The following is a 24,377-nucleotide window of genomic DNA, read 5'->3' as shown; positions in this document are numbered from 1 at the left end:
TGCTCGTACTAAGGGTTCACCTATCTTTTTATTTCATGAGGGGGAAACAAGTTGGGTGCAAAACGAATGAGCAACGCTGTATTTGCAGGGGTAGCAACAATCTTAGTGATGGCTTTAGCGATTAGCATTATCTTTTCGCTTATTTTAAAATTCACATCGCTTGAAGAACAGTCCGTACGTTTATTTTTACTTATTCTCTCATTTATTACACTGTTTATCGGAGGATTTATCGCAGGAGGACGAAACGGTTCAAAGGGACTGCTTGTTGGAGGAGCCACTGGTATTTCTTATTCTTTTTTAATGTTTTTGCTGCAATTCCTCGGCTATAGTCACCTGTTTTCTGCACAGCAGCTTTTATTTCACGCTGGGTTTATTGGAGTCGCTATTCTCGGGGGAATTGTTGGCGTAAACATTGCCGGTTCACGAGAAGCATAAAAAAACGTCACGTACATGTACGTGACGTTTTTTTATTAATCTACGCTTCTTACTTCACGAATAGCATTGCGGTCAAATGTTAATTTTGAACCGTCAGTGCTGCGAACCACAACTTGTGACTCATCGATTGCTTCTACCAAACCATGCATACCGCCAATTGTAACAATCTTATCACCTTTTTTAAGTGCTGATTGCATTTGCTGTACGTTTTTTTGACGTTTTTGCTGTGGACGGATTAACAAGAAATAGAAAATGACAAACATTAAAAGTAATGGCCAAATATTTTGTAAAACACCCATGAAAACTCCTCCTTTTATTTATATTATCAACAGGTACTCATTCATAAATTTGATGAAAATTCCTGTAGTGACCTAGAAATTCTTTGCGTCTGGGCCGTTAAACCCATATTTTTCAAAGAACTCATCGCGGAAATCGCCAAGTCGGTCTTCGCGAATGGCTTCACGGACTTGCTCCATTAAGTTTAGCAGAAAATATAAGTTATGGTAAGATGTTAAACGAATTCCAAACGTTTCATTACAGCGAATTAAGTGGCGAATATACGCTCTTGAATAATTTTGACATGTGTAGCAGTCACAGTTTGGATCAATCGGACCGAAGTCTTCTGCATATTTGGCATTTTTAACAACAAGACGACCTTCACTTGTCATAAGCGTTCCGTTACGTGCAATACGCGTTGGTAATACGCAGTCAAACATGTCAATCCCGCGAATTGCCCCATCAATTAACGAGTCAGGTGATCCTACTCCCATTAAATAACGAGGTTTATCAGTTGGCAAGTATGGGGTCGTAAACTCTAGCACACGATTCATCACATCTTTTGGTTCTCCAACTGACAGGCCTCCCACAGCATAACCTGGGAAGTCCATTGATACTAAATCAGCTGCACTTTGACGACGTAAATCTTCAAACTCTCCGCCTTGAACAATTCCAAAAAGACCTTGGTCTTGAGGGCGGCTGTGAGCCTCAAGGCATCGCTCTGCCCATCGGCTAGTACGCTCTACTGAACGTTTTAAGTAGTCATACTCTGCTGGATAAGGAGGGCATTCATCAAATGCCATCATAATATCAGATCCAAGCGCATTTTGAATGTCCATCGCTTTTTCTGGAGATAGGAAAAGCTTGTCTCCATTCAAATGGTTGCGGAAATGAACGCCTTCTTCTTCAATACGGCGCAAATCGCTTAAACTAAAAACTTGGAAGCCGCCTGAATCTGTTAAGATAGGACGATCCCAGTTCATAAATTTATGCAGACCACCTGCTTTTTTAACAATTTCATGACCTGGACGAAGCCATAAATGGTACGTATTACTTAAAATAATGCCTGCCCCCATTGCTTTTAAATCTTCCGGAGACATTGTTTTTACTGTAGCTAATGTGCCTACTGGCATAAAAATAGGCGTTTCAAATGAACCATGAGGCGTGTGGACAATACCTAAACGCGCTCCTGTTTGTTTACAAGTTTTTATATGTTCGTAACGAATTGCTGTCATTGATGTATTCCTTTCATGTTAAATTACAAAATTAGCATCGCGTCGCCGAAGCTGAAAAAGCGATACTTCTCTGCTACAGCTTGTTCATAGGCAGAAATGACGTTTTCTCTTCCTGCTAAGGCACTTACAAGCATAATGAGCGTAGATTTTGGAAGATGGAAGTTTGTAATCATTCCATCAATTGCTTTAAATTCATACCCTGGGAAAATAAAAATATTGGTCCAGCCTGAAGAAGCAACAAATTTTCCGTTATGCTCAGTTGCAATTGTTTCAAGAGTACGGGTAGAAGTTGTACCTACTGAAATAATGCGTCCGCCTTTTTCGCGTACGCTGTTTAGTAAAGCCGCGGTTCCTTCACTCACTTGATAAAACTCTGCGTGCATATCGTGCTCTTCTAAGTCGTCAACGCTGACTGGACGGAACGTACCTAATCCGACATGAAGCGTTAAAAATGCAATATGCACGCCTTTTGTTTTTAACTGTTCAAGCATCTCTTCTGTAAAGTGAAGACCTGCTGTTGGCGCTGCTGCAGAACCTTGCTCACGGGCAAAAACCGTTTGATAGCGCTCTTGATCATCCAAACGTTCTTTAATATAAGGCGGCAGCGGCATTTCTCCTAACTGTTCAAGCACCTCATAAAAGATGCCTTCATAGTTGAATTCTAGCAAACGTCCGCCTTGATCGCTCGTTTCTTTGCATACAGCAGTCAGACGTCCGTCACCAAACGAAATAACCGTTCCTTCTTTTACTCTCTTAGCCGGTTTTACAAGCGTCTCCCACGTATCGCCTTGCGTTTGCTTTAAAAGCAATACTTCAATATTAGCACCTGTATCTTCTTTTGTGCCAAATAAACGTGCAGGAAGAACACGCGTATCGTTTAAGACTAAACAATCTCCTTCTTGCACATAATCAAGAAGGTCATGAAACATATGATGTTTCACATTTCCTGTTTCTTTGTTTAATACCATGAGTCTTGATGCATCTCGCTGCTCAAGTGGTGTTTGCGCAATCAATTCTTCTGGTAAATGAAAATCAAATAAATCTACTTTCAAAATGTTCACCTGTTTCTACTTAATTATTTAAACCTGCCAATTACATAAAAAATAAGTGATAACACAACGCTTACTAGGATACATGTCACAATCGGGAAATAAAAGGTTGTATTTCCTTTTTTAATAAAAATATCGCCAGGAAGCTTGCCAACGAACTGCCATAACAGCCCGATGACTACTAAAATGCCTCCTAATGTGATCAGCATCTTAGGCATATCATTCACTGATCAGGCACCTCCAGCTGAAAATGATCATAAACCAAAGGAGTCACAATTCGTCCTCGAGGCGTTCGCTGCAAAAAGCCAATTTGTAGTAAATAAGGCTCGTATACATCTTCAATCGTGTGAGATTCTTCACCAATAGTAGCTGATATTGTATCTAAGCCTACAGGCCCGCCTCTAAATTTTTCAATAATCCCTCTTAATAATTTATGGTCAATATGATCAAGACCTAAACGGTCCACCTGTAACATTTCTAATGCTTCAGTAGCAAGGGTTTCAGTTATAGCTCCGTCTCCTTTTACCTGGGCAAAATCTCTGACTCTTCGAAGCAAGCGATTCGCAATACGTGGAGTTCCCCTAGCACGCCTAGCCATCTCAAACGTCGCTTTCTGATCAATCTCTACATCTAAAATAGCTGCTGTTCTTTCTACTATCGAAGCAAGATCTTCTTCTTGATAGTATTCCAAACGGCTTAAAACGCCGAAGCGATCACGTAAAGGAGAAGATAAAAGCCCTGCTCTTGTTGTTGCACCTACTAGCGTAAACGGAGGCAAATCAAGACGGACAGAACGTGCACTCGGCCCTTTTCCAATCACAATGTCCAAACAGAAGTCTTCCATTGCTGGGTACAGTACTTCTTCAACTGAACGATTTAATCGATGAATTTCATCAATAAAAAGCACATCTCCAGGCTCTAAGCTGGTTAAAACCGCGGCTAAGTCGCCTGGACGCTCAATGGCTGGCCCTGAGGTCGTTCGGATTTGCACGCCCATTTCATTAGCGATAATAGTGGCAAGGGTTGTTTTACCTAATCCTGGAGGACCATATAAGAGCACGTGATCTAACGTTTCGCTTCGCATTTTGGCAGCTTTAATAAAAATGTCAAGATGGGATTTTACTTTATGCTGACCAATATACTGCTGTAAGGTTTGCGGCCGCAAACTTTGCTCGATGATTTCTTCTTCACCAAGAACATCTCCCGTTACAATACGATCGTCCATTTTACTCCTCCCTTACTTATTGTTTCAATAATCGTTTTAGCGCTTCTTTAATATACTGATCTGTTGTCATCGTTTCCTTCATTAAAGCTGGAACAATTTTTTTGATTTCTCTTTCCGCGTAACCTAATACTTTAAGTGCTTCAATCGCTTCATCGAGTGCTTCTGAACTTTGAGATTTGACTTCTTGTGCGTCCAAATCTGCAAATAAAGAAGGAACGGCATCTGGCACAATATCATGCAGCTTTCCTTTTAAATCTAGAATCATCTGTCGAGCTGTTTTTTTACCTACTCCTGGAAACTTAACTAAAAACTTCTCGTCTTCCTCTTCCACAGCTTGGACAACCTGCGCTGGATTACCTGACGCTAAAATAGCTAAACCGCCTTTTGGGCCGATTCCTGACACGCTAATTAACTTCATAAATAAATCCTTTTGTTCTCGTGAAGCAAACCCGTAAAGTGCAATTACGTCTTCTCTTACATATTGATAGGTGTAAACCGTTTTTGGTTGTTCATCAATTGAAAACACGTATGGATTCGGCGTAAAGACCTGATAGCCTATTCCGTTGTTTTCAATTACTATATACTCAGGATTTATATATGTAACCGTGCCTTTGATATAATCAAACAATAAGCTCTCTCCTTACTCACGTACGCGCGGGCAGTGACCTTCCATCTTACCTATGAAGAGTCCTGCCCGCATCGTTCTCTATTTTCCTTTACAGTTCCTTTTAAAAAGACGTTCAAGAGAACGTTCGCCTCTTTTCATCTTTGTCAACCCACTTTTACAATAGCTGTAAAAAATAGAACCGCCCACTTTTATTGATGAATGACCTTTTAAGTTATATACAATACTAGACTGCTGAATACCATTTTAACATATCGCCAAAAGCAAATAGAAGCAATTTAGAATGTTGAATTCAATAATTATTTTACCATACTAAAAAACGGCTGCTTGATCGAAAGCGGCCGCTGCTGGAGCTGATAGATTTTATAGAAATTAATGAGGGAAAGATATTCATCTTTTGATTGAACGCGAATACCTTTCTTTAATTGTTCATGCTGATAGCTTTCAAGCCTTTTGATGTCAATTTGAAAAAACGACTGTATAATGTGCTGCGACGAAGCTGGCTTGCCTTCAAATGCTGAGAGAATACCGTTAACAGAAAGCCCTACGTAGCCGTTGTCTTTTAAAATAGGTGAAATATCGTCTATGCTTGTTCTAAAAACTAGCTCTCGATCGGTTTCTTTAAGCAGTCGCCAATTTTTATATTTTTTCATTAATTGTTTTTTTGTCATAGAAGGGCTTTTGATCATCTCTTGACTTACGACTCCATCCACATACACGCGCTCAAGAAATAATGTCATCGGCTCCTTTTCATTCGCATCTGCACGGTATGGCATTATACAAAGCACAATACTTACTAGCATTAAAAAAGCTGCTTGATGAATGACTTTCTTCACTCACCTTCACCTCACACGTTAATCATACTCTTTTTAGTATTATCTAAAAAGGTTTTGTGAAAATCTACACTAATAGTTTGACCTACTTATTTTCTTTTATCCTCTTATTTTATGAAGCGAATCCTTTTCACGATATTATGTTAAGAAAACATGGAGTATTTGTTACATTTGCACACTATTTGTAAAATTTTCTCTTAAACGTTTTAATTAAATTTTCGCAGGGTATGTACATAGTGGAAGTAATTGTAAGGACTTCTATTATCTATTTTCATAAAAAAGGGAGCTGAAGTAATGAGAATGAATAAACGTGTAGTCGGAACTTTTTTTTCAGAAAAAGAAGCTTTAGATGTTATCCATAATTTAAAACGTCAAGGTTATCGAGAAACAGACATCATGGTCATTTCTAATAGTAAAAGCAATACATTTCAAATAGGTCATGATACAAATGTAATTATTGAAGCTGGTTCGCCTGCCGTAAGTTCATTAGCTGGCGTCATGATGGATAACTTTTTTACCATGATGACAGGCGGCATGGGGCTCAAACAAGGAAGCGGCTTGAAATCAAAATTAATCCGCATGGGCATCCCAGACATCTCAGCCGTGCAGTGCGAGACAGATGTAGCTGCTGGTAAAATTCTAATTTTGATAGATGCCGTAAGCTCTGAACAAACTCCAGCGTACGGAACCTATACGGAACACAACGAGCATAGAGCTGTCCAACTGCGTGAAGAAAAATTAGATGTCTTAAAAGAACGCGTTCAAGTAGGTGAAGTAAAACTCCACAAAAAAGTAATAGAGGAAGAAAGAACTGTACACGTTCCTGTTACAAGAGAAGAGTTTTATATTGAACGCCGCCCTGTAATTGACGGAGACTATAACGCTGGCCCACTTACAGAAGATGAAATTATTCGTGTTCCAATCATGGAAGAACGAGTAGAAATAACCAAAAGACCAGTTATTGTTGAAGAAGTAATTATAGGAAAAAAACTTATTCAAGAAACAAAAGAATGGACTGAAACGATTAAGAAAGAAGAAGCAAGCGTAGAACCTGATGGACTCGCGAGCCCTGAAGTATACGAAAATATGATGAACTATACAGACCATACTTACGCTCAAGTTTCTGCAGCTCTAGCAAGCGACGTGGAAGCTGAATACGAAAATAGTCAGACAACTAACAACGAGAAGCCAAACACACAAGCTAATAAGACAAGCTCTTCTGCAAAAAATGTTAAAAATACAAAAAGTGTCGCTACGGCACCAGCAGATACGCAAAAAAGAGAAGGTCGCCTCAAACAAAACGAAACTAACGCTCAAAATGAAGAAGCGGAATCTAAAACAACAAACAAATCTGCTTCTAACAAGAAAAATTAATAGTTACATGTTCGAGGAATAGCTGCCTGGCTTCAATGGCAGCTTTTTTATATGTATTCTCATCAAAAAAACAGCCGTCCTTCACAGACAGCTGCTTCTTCATTTAACGATGTTTATGATTGACATTCTCATCGACTGATTCAAATAGACCATTGAAATTAGTTTGAATCGTATTTCGGTCTTTTCCATTTCGAATATCGTCATCAAGAGAACGAGCATTCATAAATACATCGTGATCTACTTTTACTTGAACATTGTAGTCCTTCGCAATAGGCTTTACTTTATCGAGCACATTTTGTCTTAAACGGCCGTTATTTATGTCTTTGGCAGGATCCACAGCAACTAATAGCTGATCTCCACGGACAACGGCGCGACTATTTTCTACACCTTTAACGCTTGCAGCTCGATCAGCCACTTTTTCCGTAAAGTCTCTTGGATAATCTTCACCATAATACATATTAGCCACGCCATTTGTACGATCATTTGTATTATTGATGTTTCCATAAGGGTTTGTCGGATTGTCAAAACGTCCATCACTTACGTTTAACGGATAATTAGGTGTTCCATTCCCATCTAAAACTTCAGTCATTGGACCTTTCGGATTATCTACGCGATGTTCATTCGCTTTTTCATTTGTATGATACCCAACAGGCTGTGTCGTATCTGTATAGCGTTGTTCCATACCTTGGTCTTTGTTATTGCAAGCGCCAAGTCCCATCATACATGCAAAAGCTAAAGAAGTTGCTACATACCTATTCAACATAATCGCCCCCTAATTTAAGCTCCATTTACTCTGAGCTTACTATTAGGATTAAAAGACAAGCCGTTTCTTATTCGATGAAGTGTTTATAAACTCTTTACATGTCATGTAGGTTTTGTAAGTGCTGGTAAATCACTCGATAAAACCGTGTACGCTGTGACCATTCTTCAACTGATTGCTGCATTAACCTTTGACGGTTTGCCCATGATAAAGCAGAGGGGTTTATATTCCAGTTTCTCATCAGCATCGATGGAAATAGCAAAGAAGCAAGAAAAAAACGCTGCTTGCTTAATTCTTTTATTTTCGAGTGTTGAAGTAGTTCTTTCATCGACCACTGGACGTAAGGCAAAAAGCGCTGGGCCAGCTGAACATAGTCATAAAGAGCAGGAGCTTTAGCCGCTAAGTCAAAATCAATCATAACAATACCCAAGTGGTTTGTTTTCAAGAAATTATGTGAAGCAACATCACCATGAATAATGGAATAGTTCAACCCTCTATCTTTGAAGCGCTCCATTAAGACTAAAGCTTTTTCTCCCCAAGTCACAATATCTTTATATACATGAAATTGATTAAATTCTCTAAATATGTGTGATGCTTCTTGAAAAGAAGAAAGCCGCTTTTTCCATTTTAAAATAAGATCATACTCAGAAAGCTTTGTATACGCGGCTATTTTCTTTTTATGAACTTCTCCATGATAGCGGCTCAATGCTTGTAATACTTCTTCTCGATCCTGAAAACTTTCATACGTTACCTCTTTTACTTGCTTAACAAAGGGCATCATCGCCCAATACAAATGACGGTCCTTTATATAAAGTTCACCTTGTGGGTAAGCTTCGAAATTAACAGCGTACCCTTGTTGAATCTGAGATAAAAAATGATAAACATGTTCAATTTTACCTTTATCTCTGTAAGCTTTTATTACTTTTTTTCCTTTATTCGTATCCGCTATGATGACATGAGGCTTTTTCATACGGTAGGTCTCAACTTGAATATCTCTTTTTTTCAAATAGAGAAAGAGACGATTTAAATTAAAATCGTCTCGTGTATAATAATCAATCCTCATCTTCGTCGTACTCATCATATTCTGGAATACTAAATGCATTTGGGTCAAACGCAGGATACGGAGGTACACCAATCATGCCATATGGGGCTGGATAGGGTGCCCTTGGGTCCTGAAAGCCATAAGGTACCTGCTGCTGGTACTGTGGATAAGGCTGCTGTGGTGCATAGTCGTCAGGTCGTGGTTCACCGCAGCCGCAGTCTCCTTGCTGCTGTGGCGCATAGTGCTGCCCATAATGGTAAGGCGCGTTTCCAAAACCTTCGGAAGAACTTTCATAATGGCCACCTGTCATAGCTCCTTGCACTTGTGGATACATCGGTGCTTGATGATAGGCCGGATAAACGGGCTGCTGATATCCCCATGGAGGCGGACAAGGAGAACATTGTACCGGTCCATAGCAGCTGTGTGGCATCATTGGATACATTGGCATCGGTGCCATGTGAGCGCCCATTGCATGTTCTTCAAACGATTCGTTTTCATAACCGTGATGATACATTGGAGCCTGTTGATACATTGGCATTGGATATGGCTGCGGTGCATACATTGGCGGATGACACGGCATATAATTAAATCCGCAGCCTGGCATCACAGGCGATATTGGCATGATTGGGTAACATGGCATTTGAGGAGGCATTTCTATACTCTCCATCTCAGGACTTTCTGGCGATTCATGCTTGGGTAGTTCTTTTGGTGCTTCTTTTTTTGGAGCCTGCATCGCCATATTAACTGTGTAATAATTGTTAATATCAATCTCAGGTGCAATTGGCTTTAATTTAGGAAGCTTTGGCGCAACTGGCATTTCTTTTTTAGGCTGAACAATTGGTGCTTCTTTTTTAGGCTGGGCGACCGGCGCTTCTTTCTTTGGCTGCGCAATCGGCGCTTCCTTTTTCGGTTGAGCAATCGGTGCTTCTTTTTTAGGCTGGGCAATTGGTGCTTCTTTTATCGGTTGCATAAACGGTGTCTGAGCAGGCTGATTAGCTGACTTTTTCTCATCTGGACTTTCATCAATTTCCGTTACTGGATAAGCTTTTGTGGATTGGTCACTATAAGGGTGTTGAACTTTAGGCATTTCTTTTATCCCAGGTGAAGGAGCTCCTTCTTTTTGAACAGGCACTCCGCTTGTCGGCACTTTAATTTTCATTCCAGGCATGATCATATCTGGATTGCTTAATTGAGAATTCGCTTTTTTTAACTCTTCAAAATTAACCCCATACTTTTCAGCGATTTTCCAAAGGGTATCCCCTTTTTGAACGATATGGATTTTCAACGTCATTCCCCTCCCGAGTAGAGTCTCTGCCATCTATATGTGCAAAATCAAAGTAAGTTCTGTTTGTTCATCACAAGATATGCCTTGAACCATTTTTTTATTCATTTTGCCCACAGTTTGGTTCAAGTTTTTATGATAAAGAAAAAAAGACTTATCAACACAAACAATATGTCAATAAGTCTTCTTTTAGACCTTCTTTGTTTAATTGTCTTAAAAATCTTTATGCTCGTTCTAACATATTCGTTAGGGCTTTGATAGCACCTTCTGCTGTATGTTTATCCACCTTGATTTGATTTACTTCTTTTCCTTCTTCGATGCTTTCTAAAGCCCACAGCAAGTGAGGCAAATCAATTCGGTTCATCGTCAAACAAGGACACATATAGGGATTAAGTGAAACAATTTCTTTATCCGGATGACTATTGATAATCCGTTTCACTAAGTTCATTTCCGTGCCAATGGCCCATTTAGAGCCTGAAGGAGCTTGTTCAATTGTATCAATAATATATTTTGTAGAACCTGCATAATCTGATTTTTGCACCACTTCATGGGAACACTCTGGATGAACAATAATATTCATCCTAGGCTGCTTCTCGCGTAAATAATCAATATTTTTAACCGTGAAATTTTCGTGCACAGAACAGTGACCTTTCCATAGAATCACCTTGATGTTGTTTATATCGCCTTCATATTCAAGTATTTCTTCAATAGGATTCCAAATGGCCATTTCATCTAGTCCAACACCTAAATCATAAGCCGTGTTTCTGCCCAAATGCTGATCTGGTAAAAAGAGAATGCGCTCTTTTTTAGAAAATGCCCACTCCACCATATTTTTTGCATTTGAAGATGTTACTGTTGCACCATCATGTTCGCCTACAAAAGATTTAATTGCAGCTGTAGAATTTACATACGTAAGCGGAATAATCGTATCTCCGAAAAGATCCTGCAAGACAGGCCATGCCTTTTCTGTTTGCTGAATAGTAGCCATATCAGCCATTGAACAGCCAGCTCGCATATCGGGTAAAATGACTTTTTGGTTTTCATCTGTTAAAATATCAGCTGTTTCTGCCATGAAGTGAACGCCGCAAAACACAATATGCTCAGCTTCTCTATTTTCAGCCGCTATTTGAGCCAGCTGTAAGGAGTCTCCTACCGCATCTGCAAACTCGTACACTTCGTCTTTTTGATAATGGTGGCCGAGCAGAAACAATTTGCTTCCCAGTTTTTTCTTGATTTCTAATACTCTTCTTTTCATTTCATTTTCTGTGAGCTCCGTATATTTAGCGGGCAGCGTTTGCTGCTGAAGCGTTTGTAATAAACTCATCATTTTCTGTTCCCCTTTCTGTTAATAAGTCCAAGCTGATATCGATAGACCCTGCTGAATGCGTTAAAGCTCCCAGTGAAATATAGTCCACTCCGCTGTCTCTATAAGAATGGAGCGTGCCAAGCGTAATTCCACCGGATGCTTCTGTGACAATATGAGCGGGAACCAGCGGTATCCAATCTTTAATGACTTCTGGAGAACAGTTATCGAACATAATGACATCTGCTCCTGCCTCTATTGCTTCTAGCAATTGACTTTTATTTTCAATTTCTACTTCCACCTTAACCATATGTCCAAGCTGCTCTCTTACTCTCACAACAGCGTCTAGAATAGATCCTGCATGTGCAATATGGTTATCTTTTAACATGACGCCATCGTACAAGCCAAAACGATGATTATAACCTCCTCCAGCACGAACGGCATACTTCTCTAACATTCGCAGACCAGGGGTTGTTTTTCGCGTGTCACATATGCGGGTATGTGAGCTGCCAAGCATCGCTACGGCTTTGTGCGTCATCGTGGCAATTCCGCTCATTCTTTGAAGTAAGTTTAAAATTACCCGTTCACCGGTCAAAATAGATCGCATGGATCCTGAAACGGCAGCTATTTTATCTCCAGGCTTAAGAACATCTCCATCTTTTTTTTCGAAATCCACTTTCACATTAGGGTCTATTAAATGAAATCCTTCTTTAATCAATTCTACTCCTGCAATAATACCTGATTGCTTTGCCGTAAACACAGCCTTCCCTTGGTCAGACGGAGAAAAAATAGCTTCACAAGTTAGATCTCCATCTCCAATGTCTTCTATAAAAAAAGACTGCAACAGCGTTTGTAATTTCAACGTGTTCATTGTGCTACCTCACCTTTCTTTTTAGATTTCCTTGCTTATAAAATCAATGATTGTTTTGTTGAAGCAGCAGACTGCTTAATAATTCGCTTATGCTCCCACTCTTGCTTTTCATGTGGAAAGTCACTTCGGTAATGACCTCCTCTACTTTCTCTTCTTGCAAGAGAGGACTCGGCAATAAGCAGACCTGCAGTTAGCATATTGCAGATGGTTGCAGCTTCCCTCGAATATATAACTTCTTGATCAAGAGGTATTCCATCCAAATAATTTGTGAATTCATGCACAATGGTAGCCAATTCGTTTTCATGACGAATGATTCCTACACAATCCATCATTTTATGCTGAATTTGTCTTGTGGCAGGCAGTATTTTAGGCATGCCTTTATAGACGTAACGAACGGGAGTATAACGAGATACCGTTCTCGCTTTATGTAAAATATGACGCCCTGCCCGTTTTCCGAATACAAGACACTCTAACAATGAATTGCTTGCTAGACGATTTGCTCCATGAACCCCTGTAGAAGAAACTTCCCCCACGGCATACAATCCTTCAACACTTGTTTGTCCGTAAGCATCTACTTCAATTCCACCCATTAAAAAATGTGCGCCCGGAGTAACAGGTATTCGTTTTTTGTCCAATTGAATTTTATACTTTCGACACAGTGCCGTAATCGTAGGAAATTTTTGTTCAAAATGAGCCACTTTTTCAATGTCTAAAAATACGGATCTTCCTTTTTTCATTTCATTAAAAATCGTCCTTGCTACAACATCTCGCGGTGCTAAATCCTTAAAGAGATGAACGCCTTCCATTATGCGTTCATTCCATTCATTTACCAGTACACCACCTTCACCTCGAACCGCTTCGGATACTAGACCTTTCGCTTCCTTTTGATACAAAAGGGTCGGATGAAACTGAACAAATTCTAAGTCCGCTAATTTTGCTCCAGCCCTGTACGCAAGCGCTAGCCCATCTCCTGTCGCAAGCGGCTGGTTAGATGTATGCTTGTACAAAGCGCCGATTCCTCCGGTAGCAATAATGGTTTGGCGAGCATAATATATAGTAATTTTGTTGTTTTCACCTTGTCCGATAGCACCTCTACACGTTCCATCTACAGTTACTAAATGCTGAATCATTTCGTTTTCAATCACTGTAATATATGGCAGGACTTCTTTTTTCAAAAAAGCGAACAGCGCTTGTCCTGTTGCATCCCCACCTGCATGCAGAATACGATTGACACGATGGGCTCCTTCTTTTCCAAAATGCAGCGTACCATCTGGATTTTTATCAAACTTCATTCCTTTATGAATCAATTCATTTACTACAGCCGCACCTTCTTCCACTAAAGTGCGTACCGCTTGTTCATTGCAATGCTTATTGCCCGCAATCAACGTATCATAGAGATGTTCACTCCAGTGATCGCTGCTTCCAATAGCAGCTGCTACTCCGCCTTGAGCAAGAACTGAGTTATTGCGGTCAATTTTCCCTTTCGTTACCATTACAACTCTGTTATGACGACACAGTTCATAAGCTGCAGAAAACGCTGCTAATCCGCTTCCAATAATTAAAACATCCGTCTCTAACATTTTACACCTCTTTATTTACATGTGTCTTGACACCTATATTTACATATTATTAAATGAAAGACAAGAAGTTTTTTTATCGGGGGGAGAAAATGATTTATCTGGACTATGCAGCAACAACGCCAATGAGACAAGAAGCAATTGAGGTATATACTGAAGCGGCAACGAGCTATTATGGAAATTCCAGCAGTCTTCACACACTTGGAACACAAGCAGAGAATCTGCTTACACTATGCAGAAAAAAATTAAGTCTGTTAGTAAATTGCCGAGAGGATGATCTTTTTTTTACAAGCGGGGGAACAGAAGCTAATTACTTAGCTATTCACTCTCTTTTAAAAGGAAACACTAGCAAACGAAAACATTTGGTTACAACGAAGCTTGAACATTCTTCAGTTCTTCATACGTTGCAGCAGCTTGAAAAAGAAGGCTTTTCCTTATCTTACGTACCTGTAGATCAAAACGGCGTTGTGTCTGTAGACGACTTAAAGAAGACGATTCGACCTGACACTGTGCTAGTAGCCATTCAGCATATCAATCATGAGCTCGGTACAATTCAGCCAGTTGAGGATATTGGCCATTTTTTATCTAAAAAAGAAATTCTCTTTCACTGTGATTGTGTTCAATCTTTCGGTAAGCTTCCTATTGATGTTAAAAAGCTGAAAGCTGATAGCATCTCAGTTTCTAGTCATAAAATTTACGGACCAAAAGGTGTAGGAATGGTATACATGAATTCAAGTTCTTCTTGGAAGCCTATTTATCATAAAGCAACTCATGAAAAAGGCTTTCGCCCTGGGACTGTAAATACCACAGGCATTGCTGCCTTTACTGCAGCAGCTGAATGCGCATATGCAGAAATGAAGACCGCCAGAAGCCATTATGAGCGCTTAAAATCGTACTTACTGGAAAAACTAGAATCTCTTGCTCCTTTTATAGAGGTAGAAGGCCTTGGGAACTCTCATTTTCCTGGAATTATTGGACTGACATTTTCAAACATACAGGGTCAATATGTTATGTTACAATGTAATCGTCACGGAATTGCTATATCTACGGGAAGTGCCTGCCATGTAAATCAGCAGGAACCATTAGCTTCTTTACTTGCGATTGGCAAATCGACTGCGAATGCTAAGAACTTTGTACGTCTTTCATTTAGTCAACATTCAACGTTTAAGCATATTGATCGACTCATATCCGTTTTTCATTTATTACAGCAAGAATTTATGACAGTGTAAAAGGAGGGATTAAAGGTGCCAGGAACTCAAAAGAAAATTCTTGGAGAAGAAAGAAGAGAACTTATTCTACAATGGTTACAAACAGAGAATAAACCAATGACGGGCAGTGAGCTTTCGAAAAGAACAAACGTTAGCCGCCAAGTCATTGTACAAGATATTTCGCTGCTTAAAGCTAAAAATGAGCCCATTATCGCAACAAGCCAAGGATATATTTATATTCAAAATCCATCTCAAACTACCGTGCATCAGCGAATTATTGCCTGTCAGCATACGCCAGAAGATGCTGAAAAGGAGCTTCTCCTGCTTGTTGACCACGGCGTTCTCGTAAAAAATGTAACCGTTGAACACCCTGTGTATGGTGAATTAACGGCTTCCGTTATGATTCAAACACGAAAAGAAGTAGAAACGTTCATAAAAAAAATTCAAGAAACAAACGCAACTTATTTATCTCAGTTAACAGAGGGGATTCACCTTCATACAATTGAAGCAGATACAATTGAAAAACTGAATGCTGCCTGCTTAGCTCTTGAAGCGGAAGGTTATTTAGTTTCGAATGAGTAAAAAGGTGTTATAACAAAAAAATCCCGCTTTAAAGCGGGATTTCTGTTTCAAGTAGTGTATGAGGATAGCTTCCTAACAGCTCTACGCTACAGCCTAGTGCCTCAAGTTCAGCCATAGCCCCAGGAATTAATACTTCATCCATTTTTTGTTCAATATCAACGATAAAGAAATAGTTTCCAAGCCCTGTTTTCATGGGACGGGATTCAATTTTAGACAGATTTAGCTTACGCCAAGAGAAAGCTGAAAGCACTTGATGAAGCGCTCCTGCCTGATCAGATGGAAGTGTAATCATTAACGTTGTCTTGCACCCGTTTCCAGCTAAAAATGGCACCTCTTGTCCTCCATCTTTATGCAAAATAACAAATCTTGTTGTATTATGATCATAATCATGAATGTTCGGGCAAGCAGTATGTAATCCATATTCACGGGCTGCTAATCCATTCGCAATAGCTCCAATATTAAGCTCAGGGTGTTCGCTTACATATTTAGCAGCAAACGCCGTTGATGTCATCTCTTCTACTGCAGTTGACGTACATTCTCCGTGTAAAAATTTATGACACTGCGCAATTGCATGAGGATGAGAATAAATCGTTTCAATGTTTTTCCACTGTTCTGCATGAGATGGATGAACCATTAAATGCTGACGAATTGGAAGCACAATTTCTCCAACAATCGGCAGACGACGTTCGTGAATGAGATAATCAAGTGTTAAATTTACAGATCCTTCAAGTGCATTTTCTAACGGTACAATTCCATACTCAATTTCTCCTTTATCCACTGCATCAATGCATGCTGGAATTGTTTTGTATGGAATATGGTCGTGCTGTTTAAATACGCCTTGGACGGCCACATGTGTAAATGTTGCCTTTGGTCCTAAATATCCTACTTTCCCCACAATCATGCCTCTCCTTATCTATATCTGTTTACCATTATGCCCCTGAACCAAGCACGTCCACTTTATCTACAAACTCTAAGCTTTTCAGTCTTCGCAGCATTTCATTTAACTCAACACTCATACTTGCTGTATCTAATGAAAGAGTTACGTTGGCACGCCCTTGTAAAGGAATGGTTTGGTGAATTGTTAGCACATTGCATCCTGATGATGCAACGGTGCTCAATAAATGTGATAAAGTTCCTGATCGATCTTCAATATGAAAAAATAGTGAAATAATGCGCTGTTTGACAACCGTCTGAAACGGAAAGACCGTGTCGCGGTACTTATAAAAAGCACTGCGACTCAAGTCTACGGCTTGTACAGCATCTGCTACCGACTCAGCTTTTCCCCGTTCAATTAACAGCTTCGCATCCAATGTTTTTTTCATCGCTTCCGGTAATACATCTTCGCGAACTAAATAAAACTGCTTATCGCTCTTATGCAAGTAAAGCCCCTCCCCTTATCCTATGAACAACAATTAGTCGATAAATTCAAATTCATATTCAAACAGCTTTACAATGTCGCCATCTTTTGCTCCTCGTTCACGAAGGGCTTCATCGACGCCCATGCCTCGAAGCTGGCGCGCGAATCGACGAACTGATTCTTCACGTGAGAAGTCAGTCATCTTGAATAATTTTTCGATTTTTTCACCGCTTAATACGTATGAGCCATCGCTATCACGCGTAATAACAAATTCCACTTCTTTCTTTTCATGCTTGTACAGTACGCGGTGCATAGATAGATCTTCCTCTTCTTGCATTGGGAATTCCGGCGTAGTTTCTACAAGATCAGCTACTGTAAATAACAGTTCGCGGATTCCATCACGCGTTGCCGCAGAAATTGGAAAGATTTTCACTTCGTCCCCTACTTTTTCTTTGAATGCAGCTAAATTCTCTTCGGCTTGCGGGATATCCATTTTATTTGCTACCACTACTTGCGGACGTTCCGTTAAACGCATATTATACTGACGCAACTCTTCATTAATAGTTAAGTAATCTTCATATGGATCACGGCCTTCTAAACCTGACATATCGATTACATGGACAATCACGCGGGTACGTTCAATGTGACGTAAAAACTGATGACCTAATCCTACACCTTCATGTGCACCTTCGATTAGCCCTGGTAAATCTGCCATCACAAAACTGCGATTATCTTCTGTCTCAACTACTCCCAAATTCGGATTAATTGTTGTAAAATGATATTCAGCAATTTTTGGCTTTGCAGCAGACGTTACGGATAATAACGTTGACTTTCCAACACTTGGGAAACCAACTAATCCTACATCGGCTAATACTTTTAATTCAAGAATGACATTTCTCTCTTTACCTGGCTCTCCATTTTCTGAAAGCTCCGGTGCTGGATTTGCAGGTGTAGCAAAACGCGTATTCCCACGCCCTCCGCGTCCACCTTTAGCAATCACTGCACGCTGGCCGTGCTCAACTAAATCAGCAATCGTTTCGTTCGTATCTTCATCCAACACAACGGTACCTGGTGGAACTTTTACAATCATCGGCTCAGCGTTACGTCCGTGCTGTCCTTTTGACATTCCATGTTCACCACGGCTTGCTTTAAAGTGACGCTTATAACGGAAATCCATCAGCGTACGTAATCCTTCTTCTACTTCAAAAATGACATCTGCACCGTGACCACCGTCACCACCTGCAGGACCTCCTTTTGGTACGTACTTTTCGCGACGGAAGGCAACCATTCCATTTCCTCCGTCGCCACCTTTTACATATACCTTGACCTGATCTACAAACATTTCTTTTTCACTCCGTTCTATATCTTAGCTCTTGCCATAGCAAAAGCGCTTTTAACTTATTGTGAGCATAAGGCTAAATTCATCTTCAGACATATGCTGTTCAACCAATGCAACTCCTTGAGCGCACTCATAACATTGTAGCTTGTTTTGTAGCTTCTGTATATCTGTTAGTATTCCACTAAAGTCAAAAAAGAAACGAATTCCCTGTTCTTCAATGCATACTGAAATACTCAAATAGTTTTCTGCATGATAATCAACATACTTTTCGAGTGCTTCTGTCAAATAGCAACACCAGTTGTATACGAACTCATCGTATTGTGATAAATCCTTCAATTCTCCAAGCACTTCCACATCTAAGCGAACAGCATGGTTATTCCAATGATAGGTCATAACAAAGCCCGCAAACAGTCGCATATTGATGTTTGTTAACTTGGATTCATGTTTGGATTCATTTACAATTTCTTCAATGATTTCATTCGCTCGATCAAGCCGATTCAACGCTAGATTGCCTTTGATTAATTGCAGCTTATTTAACCAATCATGCCGCGCGTATCTTAATACCTCTACGACATCCCATTCTTTTTCCATCTTAGCACTCCTAACTTTGACTCGAGCATAAGTATTTCACAACGCTGACAAACATCTCGTATCAATCTTCTTAGATATGTTCGATTATAACAAATTCCAATGGGTAATAGGTGAAATATTCTACAAAAAGAAAACTCTAACCTACTTGGGTTAGAGTTTTCTTTTTGTATCTTATGCTTCTTGAGCAACAGGGTATACAGATACTTTTTTACGGTCACGACCGAAACGTTCAAATTTAACGATACCGTCGATTTGAGCGAATAAAGTATCATCTCCACCACGACCTACGTTTGCACCTGGGTAAATTTTAGTACCGCGTTGACGGTATAAAATTGAACCACCAGATACGAATTGGCCATCAGCACGTTTAGCACCAAGACGTTTCGAGATTGAATCACGACCGTTTTTAGTACTACCTACTCCTTTTTTAGAAGCGAAGAATTGAAGGTCTAATCTTACTAACATGACATCCACCTCCTGTTTAGTTGTCGTTAATTTTTATATAATTACTGTAATCTAATTCGATCGTTTTCAGTGAAACAACCATACCTTCTAATAGCAATTGAATCTGTTCCAATGTGAACGAATCCACATCTTTCGGAATCTCACAACGGAGATAGCCACCATCTCCACCTTGCTCTAAGTGCGGTTCAACCCCACTTATTGAAAAGATAGCATTAATTGTTCCAAATGAAACTGCAGATGCTCCCGCACAAACAAGATCTTTTCCGTGTTCGGAAAAGTCAGCATGTCCACTCATCGTGAACCCGTCAACTTTCTTATTTGCATCACGAGAAATCGTCACCTTAATCATTTGTTATAATTACGCGTTGATAGCGTCGATTACAACTTTTGTGTAAGGTTGACGGTGACCTTGCTTACGACGATAGTTTTTCTTTGCTTTGTATTTAAATACAGTGATCTTTTTAGCGCGACCTTGTTTTTCAACTTTAGCCGTAACTGTTGCACCTTCTACGAAAGGAACACCAACTTTCACGCTGTCGCCACCTACAAATAATACTTTGTCAAAAGTAACTGTTTCGCCTTGTTCACCAGCAAGTTTTTCAACGTAGATTGCTTGACCAGCCTCTACTTTAATTTGCTTACCACCAGTTTCAATAATTGCGTACATTCTCTGCACCTCCTCTAAAAACTAAGACTCGCCATCACAGGTGTTCAAGTGAACTTAAAACCTGTTCTGAGCGGTTGTAGCACGGGTGCTACAAACCAACATATTAAATCTTACTACAAATCAAAGGTTAGTGTCAATTGGAATTCATGTTTTCTTCTAAAAATTTATATAGAAGCAGAGACCCTTTTTTGAATCTGCTCTTTCGACCCCAATTGACGCAAAACAAATGCGTTTGTATAATCATCGCTTGGCGTAAGATATACGGTTTTTTTAACCATTTTCTCTAGAGCTTTGAGAAACCCTTGAGCTTTCATTTCATTTATAACATCACTTCGCGTCTCAATCCAAATAGCCTCTTCTTCCGCGCCGCGATGTTCCCAAATTACACGTTCAATTTGAAAAGCAACCGTTTTGGAATCAATCATTTTACCGGTTCCTTCACATACTTCACAAGGCATAGTTAATGTTGACCCAATGCTATTGCGCACTTTCTTCCGCGTTAATTGCAATATGCCGAGCTCTGTAAAGCCAACTACATTCGTCCGCACTTCATCTTGTTCACATAGCTTTTTCATGTACCTTTCTACTTCTGTCCGATCTTCTTTATGAGACATATTTATAAAATCAATTAAGATCATGCCGCCTAAGTGACGTAATTGCATCTGTTTGGACAGTTCATACGCAGCTTCCATATTTGTTTGAAGCATCGTCTTTCGAATATTATCTTTTCCTGAAAACTTCCCCGTGTTCACGTCTACGACCGTCATCGCTTCCGTTTCGTCAATAACGATATAACCTCCACTTTTGAGCCACACGATTCGCTTTAAAAGCTTCTCTATTTGCCGTTCCACATCATAAAAGGAGAAAATATTTTCATTTCCTTTATAGTACTCTATTGACGAGTTAGGGTAGGCAGCTTGAAGATGTTGATATAAGTCAAAGTCATCTACTACTATCCCGTCAATTCCTTGTTGAAGTGCAGCTTGCACTCTTGTTTCGAGAAAATCTTGTCCTTTGCTGACTAGGGCAGGAGCTTTCATTCCCTGTGTCTGTCGTTCAAGGCGCTCATATTTCTTCTGTAGCTCTTTTATTTTGTGTTGGACCGCAGCTTCTGATTTTTCCTCAATCGCTGTTCGAAATAAAAAGCCTTCCATCCCCTGTTTTAACCGCTCGCCAAGCTGTTTCCACTGTTGGCGTTTTGGCTCATCTATTTTTTTGGATACAGCGACATAGTTTCCGTGCGGTAAATATACAAGCTCATCAGAAGAAAATTCAATAATACCCGTCAGCTTCGGCCCTTTTGTTCCAATGCCTTCTTTTACAACTTGAACCAATACTTTTTCTCCTTCACGAATAAAAGCAGACATCGGCTGCTGATCCTTGTGAGGATTATTTGACTGCTGATAGGATACAAGTTCATTTCGATGAATAAATCCGTTCATTGATAAACCAATATCGATAAAGGCTGCTTGCATATGCGGCAGGACTTTTACGACTTTACCCCAATATATATCACCAATAATTTGATTCTCGCTTTGTTCTTCTAAATATATTTTTTCTAGTGTTTTATCGTTTATCACGGCTATACGTTTGGAAGAAGTAGCCGCGTTAATGATACATGCCTTCACATACATTGCCTCACTTTAATCTAAATTCATAGGAAAAAGTTCGGTCAGTGCAACCGAACTTTTTTCATTCTATTCTATGTTACTAGAAATCAGTAAACTGTTACAAGTTCATCTAGTGGGCTATTTGTTCTTTTTTCTACAAAGTAAGCGTGTAAAAGTTCATTTTCATCAATTTGTACATGCTCGCCTGTTTGAGATGTAGCAATAATCATATGCTTACAACCTCTTTGGAATTTTTGCAGGACTTGATGGAGCGTCTCACTGGTTGATACACTTAGCGTTTTTAAAGCTCCAATTGGATGCTCTTTTCCATGATACCTCTCCAACAAAAAGCGCATGTAGACAAATTGCCTGCTCTTCCATTCCAAATATCCGGATATAATTAAAAATGAAATAACAATCCATAAGTGCAGCTGAAAAGGATGCATAATGACGGCGTAGATAATACCGATAGCTAAAAAAAACGTTGATAACCGGAGTGCAAGCTTATGCGCTTCTAAAAATGGTAAAGAACGACTGCACATTAAAAAAAGCAGCTTCCCTCCGTCCAATGGCCAAATGGGCAAAAGGTTAAACAGTAAAATTACTGTGCATTGAAACATAAATTGCTCATACGTTTCCAAAGACAACACATTTATTTTCATTAATAAGAAAGCAGCTCCAAACATCCAAAGATGCTGAAGAGGTCCACTTATTGTCACAATAAACTCTTCTCGAAATGGACGATTACCATGTTCATCTACTTCTGCTACTCCTCCAAAAGGTAAGAGCATAATTCTACGAATTCGCCAAGAAAAACACTGAGCCGCTACGGCGTGGCCCAGTTCATGAATAATTACAATAATAAATAACAAAAAAAGCTGCTTTACCGTAGCCGTTAAGATACCAATTACGAAAATCCCCCAAAACAATGGATGAATGTGAATTTTCATCAATAACGAAAAAGCACTATTCAAATTGAATCACCTGACTAGGATCCACAAACTTATCGCCTTTTTTAATAGCAAAATAAAACGTTCCAGCATCGCCTTTTTTACTGTTTTCCACAATTCCTACTTCTTTGCCTTTATTCACAAAATCATACATGCTAACATTGATTTTTTTGAGCTGTCCATACCAAGTTTCAGTTCCATCGGCATGTTGAATAATAACGGTATTCCCAGTATCATCACGTTTTCCTACATACCTTACAATACCTTCACTCATTGCTTCTACAACAGAATCCACTCCTGTTTGAACCGTCACGCCTTGCTTACTTTGAGCAAATGTTTCCGTTACTTTCCCTGAAGCTGGAGTAGCGTATTCTCCGCTTACACTTTGCTCCGTTTTGCTAGACTCCTTATTCGGCAGGAGCGTTAACGGCTTCCCAAACTTATCTTCATACCAAGAGGAAACAGCCGCAAACTGAAATTCTTTATCCATTGTTTGTTGAACCACCACTCTGGCCTGTTCAAAAGCAGGAGAAGCGTTCTTGAACATAATCCCTACAATTAACACTAAGCAGGCCGAAGCTAAAATTTTAAATAAAAAGCGTTCTTTTCGAAATAACGGGTGATATTCCTTTGCTGATGGTGTGTATTCAACCGCAGAATAATCCATCGATCCATATTTTTCTTCTTCACTCATTAAGGACGTATGAAGAGGTTCTTGAGGAAGACGCTTCGTTGTATTTAATTGTTTTCGCTTGCGCTCAGCAATTCGTTTACGGATTTCATCAGCACGTCGATTCATGATTCATCATTCTCCTTGTTCTTATCGTATAATCAACTATATGACTTGTCCGTAGAGCTTATGACAGCTTGACCCTACAAAATCACACAAATAAAAAAAGCTTCCTCTATCGGAAGCTTTTTAAGAACGAACACCAAAGAATCGTTTAATACGTGCAAACATTCCCTTATCTTCTTCATCTAACGATTGAAGAGGAACCGTTTCACCTAGAATACGTCTTGCAATATTACGATATGCAATTGATGCTTTGCTTGATGGATCCATGACAATTGGTTCACCGTTGTTAGAAGCACGAATAACATTTTCATCGTCAGCAACGATTCCAATTAAATCAACAGCCAGAAGCTGAGAAATTTCTTCCACGTCCAGCATGTCTCCATTTTTCATCATATGACTACGGATTCGGTTAATAACCAGTTTTGGAGATTCGATATCCTCTTGCTCCAATAATCCAATAATACGGTCAGCATCACGAACAGCTGAAACTTCCGGTGTTGTCACAACGAGTGCCTTATCAGCGCCAGCTACGGCATTCTTATAGCCTTGTTCAATACCAGCTGGGCAATCAATAACCACATAGTCATAGTCTTGCTTTAACTGAAGAACTAACTCTCGCATTTGTTCTGGTTGAACAGCTGTTTTGTCACTCGTTTGAGCAGCAGGAAGTAAGTACAAACATTCAAAACGCTTGTCCTTAATCAAGGCTTTTTGCGGTTGGCATCGACCTTCTACCACGTCTACAAGATCATAAATAATACGATTTTCAAGCCCCATTACAACATCCAAGTTGCGTAAGCCGATATCAGTGTCTACTAGACACACGCGCTTTCCAGCTAATGCTAGAGCAGTACCTAAATTGGCTGATGTCGTTGTTTTTCCAACTCCACCTTTACCAGACGTAACAACAATAGCCTCTCCCACT

The 24,377-nt window shown here is 39.7% G+C and carries 28 protein-coding genes and 1 other annotated feature; of the genes, 4 read left to right on the top strand and 24 right to left on the bottom strand.

Annotated features, from left to right (window positions below):
- Nucleotides 1-51: 51 nt before the first annotated feature.
- Nucleotides 52-435: a TIGR04086 family membrane protein gene (locus SCI76_RS17345; protein WP_014458132.1), complete on the top strand. Its 384-nt coding sequence runs from the start codon at nt 52-54 to the stop codon at nt 433-435.
- Nucleotides 436-470: 35 nt separating this feature from the next.
- Here SCI76_RS17345 and yajC read toward each other — a convergent pair whose 3' ends face one another.
- From yajC to SCI76_RS17310, 7 genes are all read right to left on the bottom strand, one after another.
- Nucleotides 471-734: a preprotein translocase subunit YajC gene (gene yajC, locus SCI76_RS17340; RefSeq protein ID WP_028411695.1), complete on the bottom strand. Its 264-nt coding sequence runs from the start codon at nt 732-734 to the stop codon at nt 471-473.
- A gap of 72 nt (nt 735-806) precedes the next feature.
- Nucleotides 807-1,946, bottom strand: a complete 1,140-nt coding sequence (tgt, locus tag SCI76_RS17335; protein WP_013059317.1) for a tRNA guanosine(34) transglycosylase Tgt — start codon at nt 1,944-1,946, stop codon at nt 807-809.
- 23 nt (nt 1,947-1,969) lie between these two features.
- Nucleotides 1,970-2,998, bottom strand: coding sequence for a tRNA preQ1(34) S-adenosylmethionine ribosyltransferase-isomerase QueA (queA, locus tag SCI76_RS17330; protein WP_048019724.1), 1,029 nt, complete (start codon nt 2,996-2,998; stop codon nt 1,970-1,972).
- A 23-nt stretch (nt 2,999-3,021) separates the two neighbouring features.
- A complete protein-coding gene (locus tag SCI76_RS17325) occupies nt 3,022-3,222 on the bottom strand; it encodes a DUF2905 domain-containing protein (protein WP_028411697.1) in 201 nt (66 codons plus the stop codon).
- Nucleotides 3,219-4,220, bottom strand: coding sequence for a Holliday junction branch migration DNA helicase RuvB (gene ruvB / locus SCI76_RS17320; protein WP_028411698.1), 1,002 nt, complete (start codon nt 4,218-4,220; stop codon nt 3,219-3,221). Before ruvB ends, SCI76_RS17325 begins: the two co-directional genes overlap by 4 nt.
- A gap of 16 nt (nt 4,221-4,236) precedes the next feature.
- Nucleotides 4,237-4,848 (bottom strand): Holliday junction branch migration protein RuvA, encoded by a 612-nt coding sequence (ruvA, locus tag SCI76_RS17315; protein ID WP_028411699.1) that lies wholly within the window; start codon nt 4,846-4,848, stop codon nt 4,237-4,239.
- 296 nt (nt 4,849-5,144) lie between these two features.
- Complete coding sequence (locus SCI76_RS17310) at nt 5,145-5,681, bottom strand: BofC C-terminal domain-containing protein (protein WP_028411700.1); 537 nt, start codon at nt 5,679-5,681, stop codon at nt 5,145-5,147.
- Between the two features lie 291 nt (nt 5,682-5,972).
- Between SCI76_RS17310 and SCI76_RS17305 the strand changes: the two genes are divergently transcribed.
- Entirely contained in the window at nt 5,973-7,052 is a 1,080-nt protein-coding gene (locus SCI76_RS17305; protein WP_221831964.1) for a YsnF/AvaK domain-containing protein, read from the top strand.
- A 103-nt stretch (nt 7,053-7,155) separates the two neighbouring features.
- Here SCI76_RS17305 and SCI76_RS17300 read toward each other — a convergent pair whose 3' ends face one another.
- From SCI76_RS17300 to nadB, 6 genes are all read right to left on the bottom strand, one after another.
- A complete protein-coding gene (locus tag SCI76_RS17300) occupies nt 7,156-7,815 on the bottom strand; it encodes a YhcN/YlaJ family sporulation lipoprotein (RefSeq protein WP_033579658.1) in 660 nt (219 codons plus the stop codon).
- A 94-nt stretch (nt 7,816-7,909) separates the two neighbouring features.
- Complete coding sequence (locus SCI76_RS17295; protein WP_260505737.1) at nt 7,910-8,875, bottom strand: aminoglycoside phosphotransferase family protein; 966 nt, start codon at nt 8,873-8,875, stop codon at nt 7,910-7,912.
- Nucleotides 8,865-10,145, bottom strand: coding sequence for a SafA/ExsA family spore coat assembly protein (gene safA, locus SCI76_RS17290; protein ID WP_033579657.1), 1,281 nt, complete (start codon nt 10,143-10,145; stop codon nt 8,865-8,867). The genes SCI76_RS17295 and safA overlap by 11 nt, the downstream gene beginning before the upstream one ends.
- 214 nt (nt 10,146-10,359) lie before the next feature.
- A complete protein-coding gene (gene nadA, locus SCI76_RS17285; protein WP_048019978.1) occupies nt 10,360-11,460 on the bottom strand; it encodes a quinolinate synthase NadA in 1,101 nt (366 codons plus the stop codon).
- Entirely contained in the window at nt 11,417-12,310 is an 894-nt protein-coding gene (gene nadC / locus SCI76_RS17280) for a carboxylating nicotinate-nucleotide diphosphorylase (RefSeq protein WP_221831942.1), read from the bottom strand. Before nadC ends, nadA begins: the two co-directional genes overlap by 44 nt.
- A gap of 35 nt (nt 12,311-12,345) precedes the next feature.
- Nucleotides 12,346-13,890 (bottom strand): L-aspartate oxidase, encoded by a 1,545-nt coding sequence (gene nadB, locus SCI76_RS17275; protein ID WP_063248659.1) that lies wholly within the window; start codon nt 13,888-13,890, stop codon nt 12,346-12,348.
- 89 nt (nt 13,891-13,979) lie between these two features.
- Here nadB and SCI76_RS17270 point away from each other — a divergent pair, with 89 nt between their 5' ends.
- Nucleotides 13,980-15,116 (top strand): IscS subfamily cysteine desulfurase, encoded by a 1,137-nt coding sequence (locus SCI76_RS17270; RefSeq protein WP_028411708.1) that lies wholly within the window; start codon nt 13,980-13,982, stop codon nt 15,114-15,116.
- A gap of 15 nt (nt 15,117-15,131) precedes the next feature.
- Nucleotides 15,132-15,677, top strand: coding sequence for a transcription repressor NadR (locus tag SCI76_RS17265; protein WP_028411709.1), 546 nt, complete (start codon nt 15,132-15,134; stop codon nt 15,675-15,677).
- Nucleotides 15,678-15,705: 28 nt separating this feature from the next.
- On the opposite strand, the gene pheA is transcribed toward SCI76_RS17265, so the two are convergent.
- The 11 genes from pheA to minD form a co-directional block, all read right to left on the bottom strand.
- The gene (pheA, locus tag SCI76_RS17260) at nt 15,706-16,578 is read right to left on the bottom strand and encodes a prephenate dehydratase (protein ID WP_221831940.1); all 873 of its coding nucleotides are present in this window, start codon (nt 16,576-16,578) and stop codon (nt 15,706-15,708) included.
- A gap of 28 nt (nt 16,579-16,606) precedes the next feature.
- Nucleotides 16,607-17,056, bottom strand: coding sequence for an ACT domain-containing protein (locus tag SCI76_RS17255; RefSeq protein ID WP_028411711.1), 450 nt, complete (start codon nt 17,054-17,056; stop codon nt 16,607-16,609).
- A 33-nt stretch (nt 17,057-17,089) separates the two neighbouring features.
- Nucleotides 17,090-18,376 carry a GTPase ObgE gene (gene obgE / locus SCI76_RS17250; protein ID WP_028411712.1) on the bottom strand — a complete coding sequence of 429 codons (1,287 nt, stop codon included), beginning with the start codon at nt 18,374-18,376 and terminating at the stop codon, nt 17,090-17,092.
- Nucleotides 18,377-18,427: 51 nt separating this feature from the next.
- Nucleotides 18,428-18,964, bottom strand: coding sequence for a Spo0B C-terminal domain-containing protein (locus SCI76_RS17245; protein ID WP_013085118.1), 537 nt, complete (start codon nt 18,962-18,964; stop codon nt 18,428-18,430).
- Nucleotides 18,965-19,135: 171 nt separating this feature from the next.
- On the bottom strand, nt 19,136-19,429 hold the full coding sequence (rpmA, locus tag SCI76_RS17240; protein ID WP_013059335.1) for a 50S ribosomal protein L27: 294 nt from the start codon (nt 19,427-19,429) through the stop codon (nt 19,136-19,138).
- 16 nt (nt 19,430-19,445) lie between these two features.
- Nucleotides 19,446-19,778: a ribosomal-processing cysteine protease Prp gene (locus SCI76_RS17235; RefSeq protein WP_013059336.1), complete on the bottom strand. Its 333-nt coding sequence runs from the start codon at nt 19,776-19,778 to the stop codon at nt 19,446-19,448.
- A 9-nt stretch (nt 19,779-19,787) separates the two neighbouring features.
- Nucleotides 19,788-20,096 carry a 50S ribosomal protein L21 gene (rplU, locus tag SCI76_RS17230; protein WP_013059337.1) on the bottom strand — a complete coding sequence of 103 codons (309 nt, stop codon included), beginning with the start codon at nt 20,094-20,096 and terminating at the stop codon, nt 19,788-19,790.
- A gap of 14 nt (nt 20,097-20,110) precedes the next feature.
- Nucleotides 20,111-20,182 (bottom strand) — a sequence feature (ribosomal protein L21 leader region).
- Between the two features lie 78 nt (nt 20,183-20,260).
- Nucleotides 20,261-21,730: an Rne/Rng family ribonuclease gene (locus tag SCI76_RS17225; protein ID WP_221831938.1), complete on the bottom strand. Its 1,470-nt coding sequence runs from the start codon at nt 21,728-21,730 to the stop codon at nt 20,261-20,263.
- A gap of 83 nt (nt 21,731-21,813) precedes the next feature.
- Entirely contained in the window at nt 21,814-22,680 is an 867-nt protein-coding gene (locus tag SCI76_RS17220) for a M50 family metallopeptidase (RefSeq protein ID WP_033579652.1), read from the bottom strand.
- Nucleotides 22,673-23,455 carry a M23 family metallopeptidase gene (locus tag SCI76_RS17215; protein WP_028411716.1) on the bottom strand — a complete coding sequence of 261 codons (783 nt, stop codon included), beginning with the start codon at nt 23,453-23,455 and terminating at the stop codon, nt 22,673-22,675. Before SCI76_RS17215 ends, SCI76_RS17220 begins: the two co-directional genes overlap by 8 nt.
- Before the next feature lie 120 nt (nt 23,456-23,575).
- Complete coding sequence (gene minD / locus SCI76_RS17210; protein WP_013059341.1) at nt 23,576-24,376, bottom strand: septum site-determining protein MinD; 801 nt, start codon at nt 24,374-24,376, stop codon at nt 23,576-23,578.
- Nucleotide 24,377: the final 1 nt, after the last annotated feature.

It is taken from the genome of Priestia sp. HNGD-A6 (assembly GCF_045784335.1).
Classification (GTDB): Bacteria; Bacillota; Bacilli; order Bacillales; family Bacillaceae_H; genus Priestia; species Priestia zanthoxyli.
The sequence above is the reverse complement of the archived record's forward strand: the minus strand, read 5'-3'. Positions and strand labels throughout refer to the sequence as shown.

Excerpts from the sequence above, each read along its gene's own strand:
- nadB (WP_063248659.1), bottom strand. The coding sequence starts at position 13,890 with ATGTTAGAGACGGATGTTTTAATTATTGGAAGCGGATTAGCAGCGTTT.
- obgE (WP_028411712.1), bottom strand. The coding sequence starts at position 18,376 with ATGTTTGTAGATCAGGTCAAGGTATATGTAAAAGGTGGCGACGGAGGA.
- SCI76_RS17215 (WP_028411716.1), bottom strand. The coding sequence starts at position 23,455 with ATGAATCGACGTGCTGATGAAATCCGTAAACGAATTGCTGAGCGCAAG.
- rpmA (WP_013059335.1), bottom strand. The coding sequence starts at position 19,429 with ATGTTAGTAAGATTAGACCTTCAATTCTTCGCTTCTAAAAAAGGAGTA.
- SCI76_RS17225 (WP_221831938.1), bottom strand. The coding sequence starts at position 21,730 with ATGTATGTGAAGGCATGTATCATTAACGCGGCTACTTCTTCCAAACGT.
- SCI76_RS17300 (WP_033579658.1), bottom strand. The coding sequence starts at position 7,815 with ATGTTGAATAGGTATGTAGCAACTTCTTTAGCTTTTGCATGTATGATG.
- SCI76_RS17295 (WP_260505737.1), bottom strand. The coding sequence starts at position 8,875 with ATGAGGATTGATTATTATACACGAGACGATTTTAATTTAAATCGTCTC.
- SCI76_RS17245 (WP_013085118.1), bottom strand. The coding sequence starts at position 18,964 with ATGGAAAAAGAATGGGATGTCGTAGAGGTATTAAGATACGCGCGGCAT.
- nadC (WP_221831942.1), bottom strand. The coding sequence starts at position 12,310 with ATGAACACGTTGAAATTACAAACGCTGTTGCAGTCTTTTTTTATAGAA.
- SCI76_RS17305 (WP_221831964.1), top strand. The coding sequence starts at position 5,973 with ATGAGAATGAATAAACGTGTAGTCGGAACTTTTTTTTCAGAAAAAGAA.
- yajC (WP_028411695.1), bottom strand. The coding sequence starts at position 734 with ATGGGTGTTTTACAAAATATTTGGCCATTACTTTTAATGTTTGTCATT.
- rplU (WP_013059337.1), bottom strand. The coding sequence starts at position 20,096 with ATGTACGCAATTATTGAAACTGGTGGTAAGCAAATTAAAGTAGAGGCT.
- nadA (WP_048019978.1), bottom strand. The coding sequence starts at position 11,460 with ATGAGTTTATTACAAACGCTTCAGCAGCAAACGCTGCCCGCTAAATAT.
- SCI76_RS17270 (WP_028411708.1), top strand. The coding sequence starts at position 13,980 with ATGATTTATCTGGACTATGCAGCAACAACGCCAATGAGACAAGAAGCA.
- safA (WP_033579657.1), bottom strand. The coding sequence starts at position 10,145 with ATGACGTTGAAAATCCATATCGTTCAAAAAGGGGATACCCTTTGGAAA.
- tgt (WP_013059317.1), bottom strand. The coding sequence starts at position 1,946 with ATGACAGCAATTCGTTACGAACATATAAAAACTTGTAAACAAACAGGA.
- SCI76_RS17235 (WP_013059336.1), bottom strand. The coding sequence starts at position 19,778 with ATGATTAAGGTGACGATTTCTCGTGATGCAAATAAGAAAGTTGACGGG.
- pheA (WP_221831940.1), bottom strand. The coding sequence starts at position 16,578 with ATGATTGTGGGGAAAGTAGGATATTTAGGACCAAAGGCAACATTTACA.
- ruvB (WP_028411698.1), bottom strand. The coding sequence starts at position 4,220 with ATGGACGATCGTATTGTAACGGGAGATGTTCTTGGTGAAGAAGAAATC.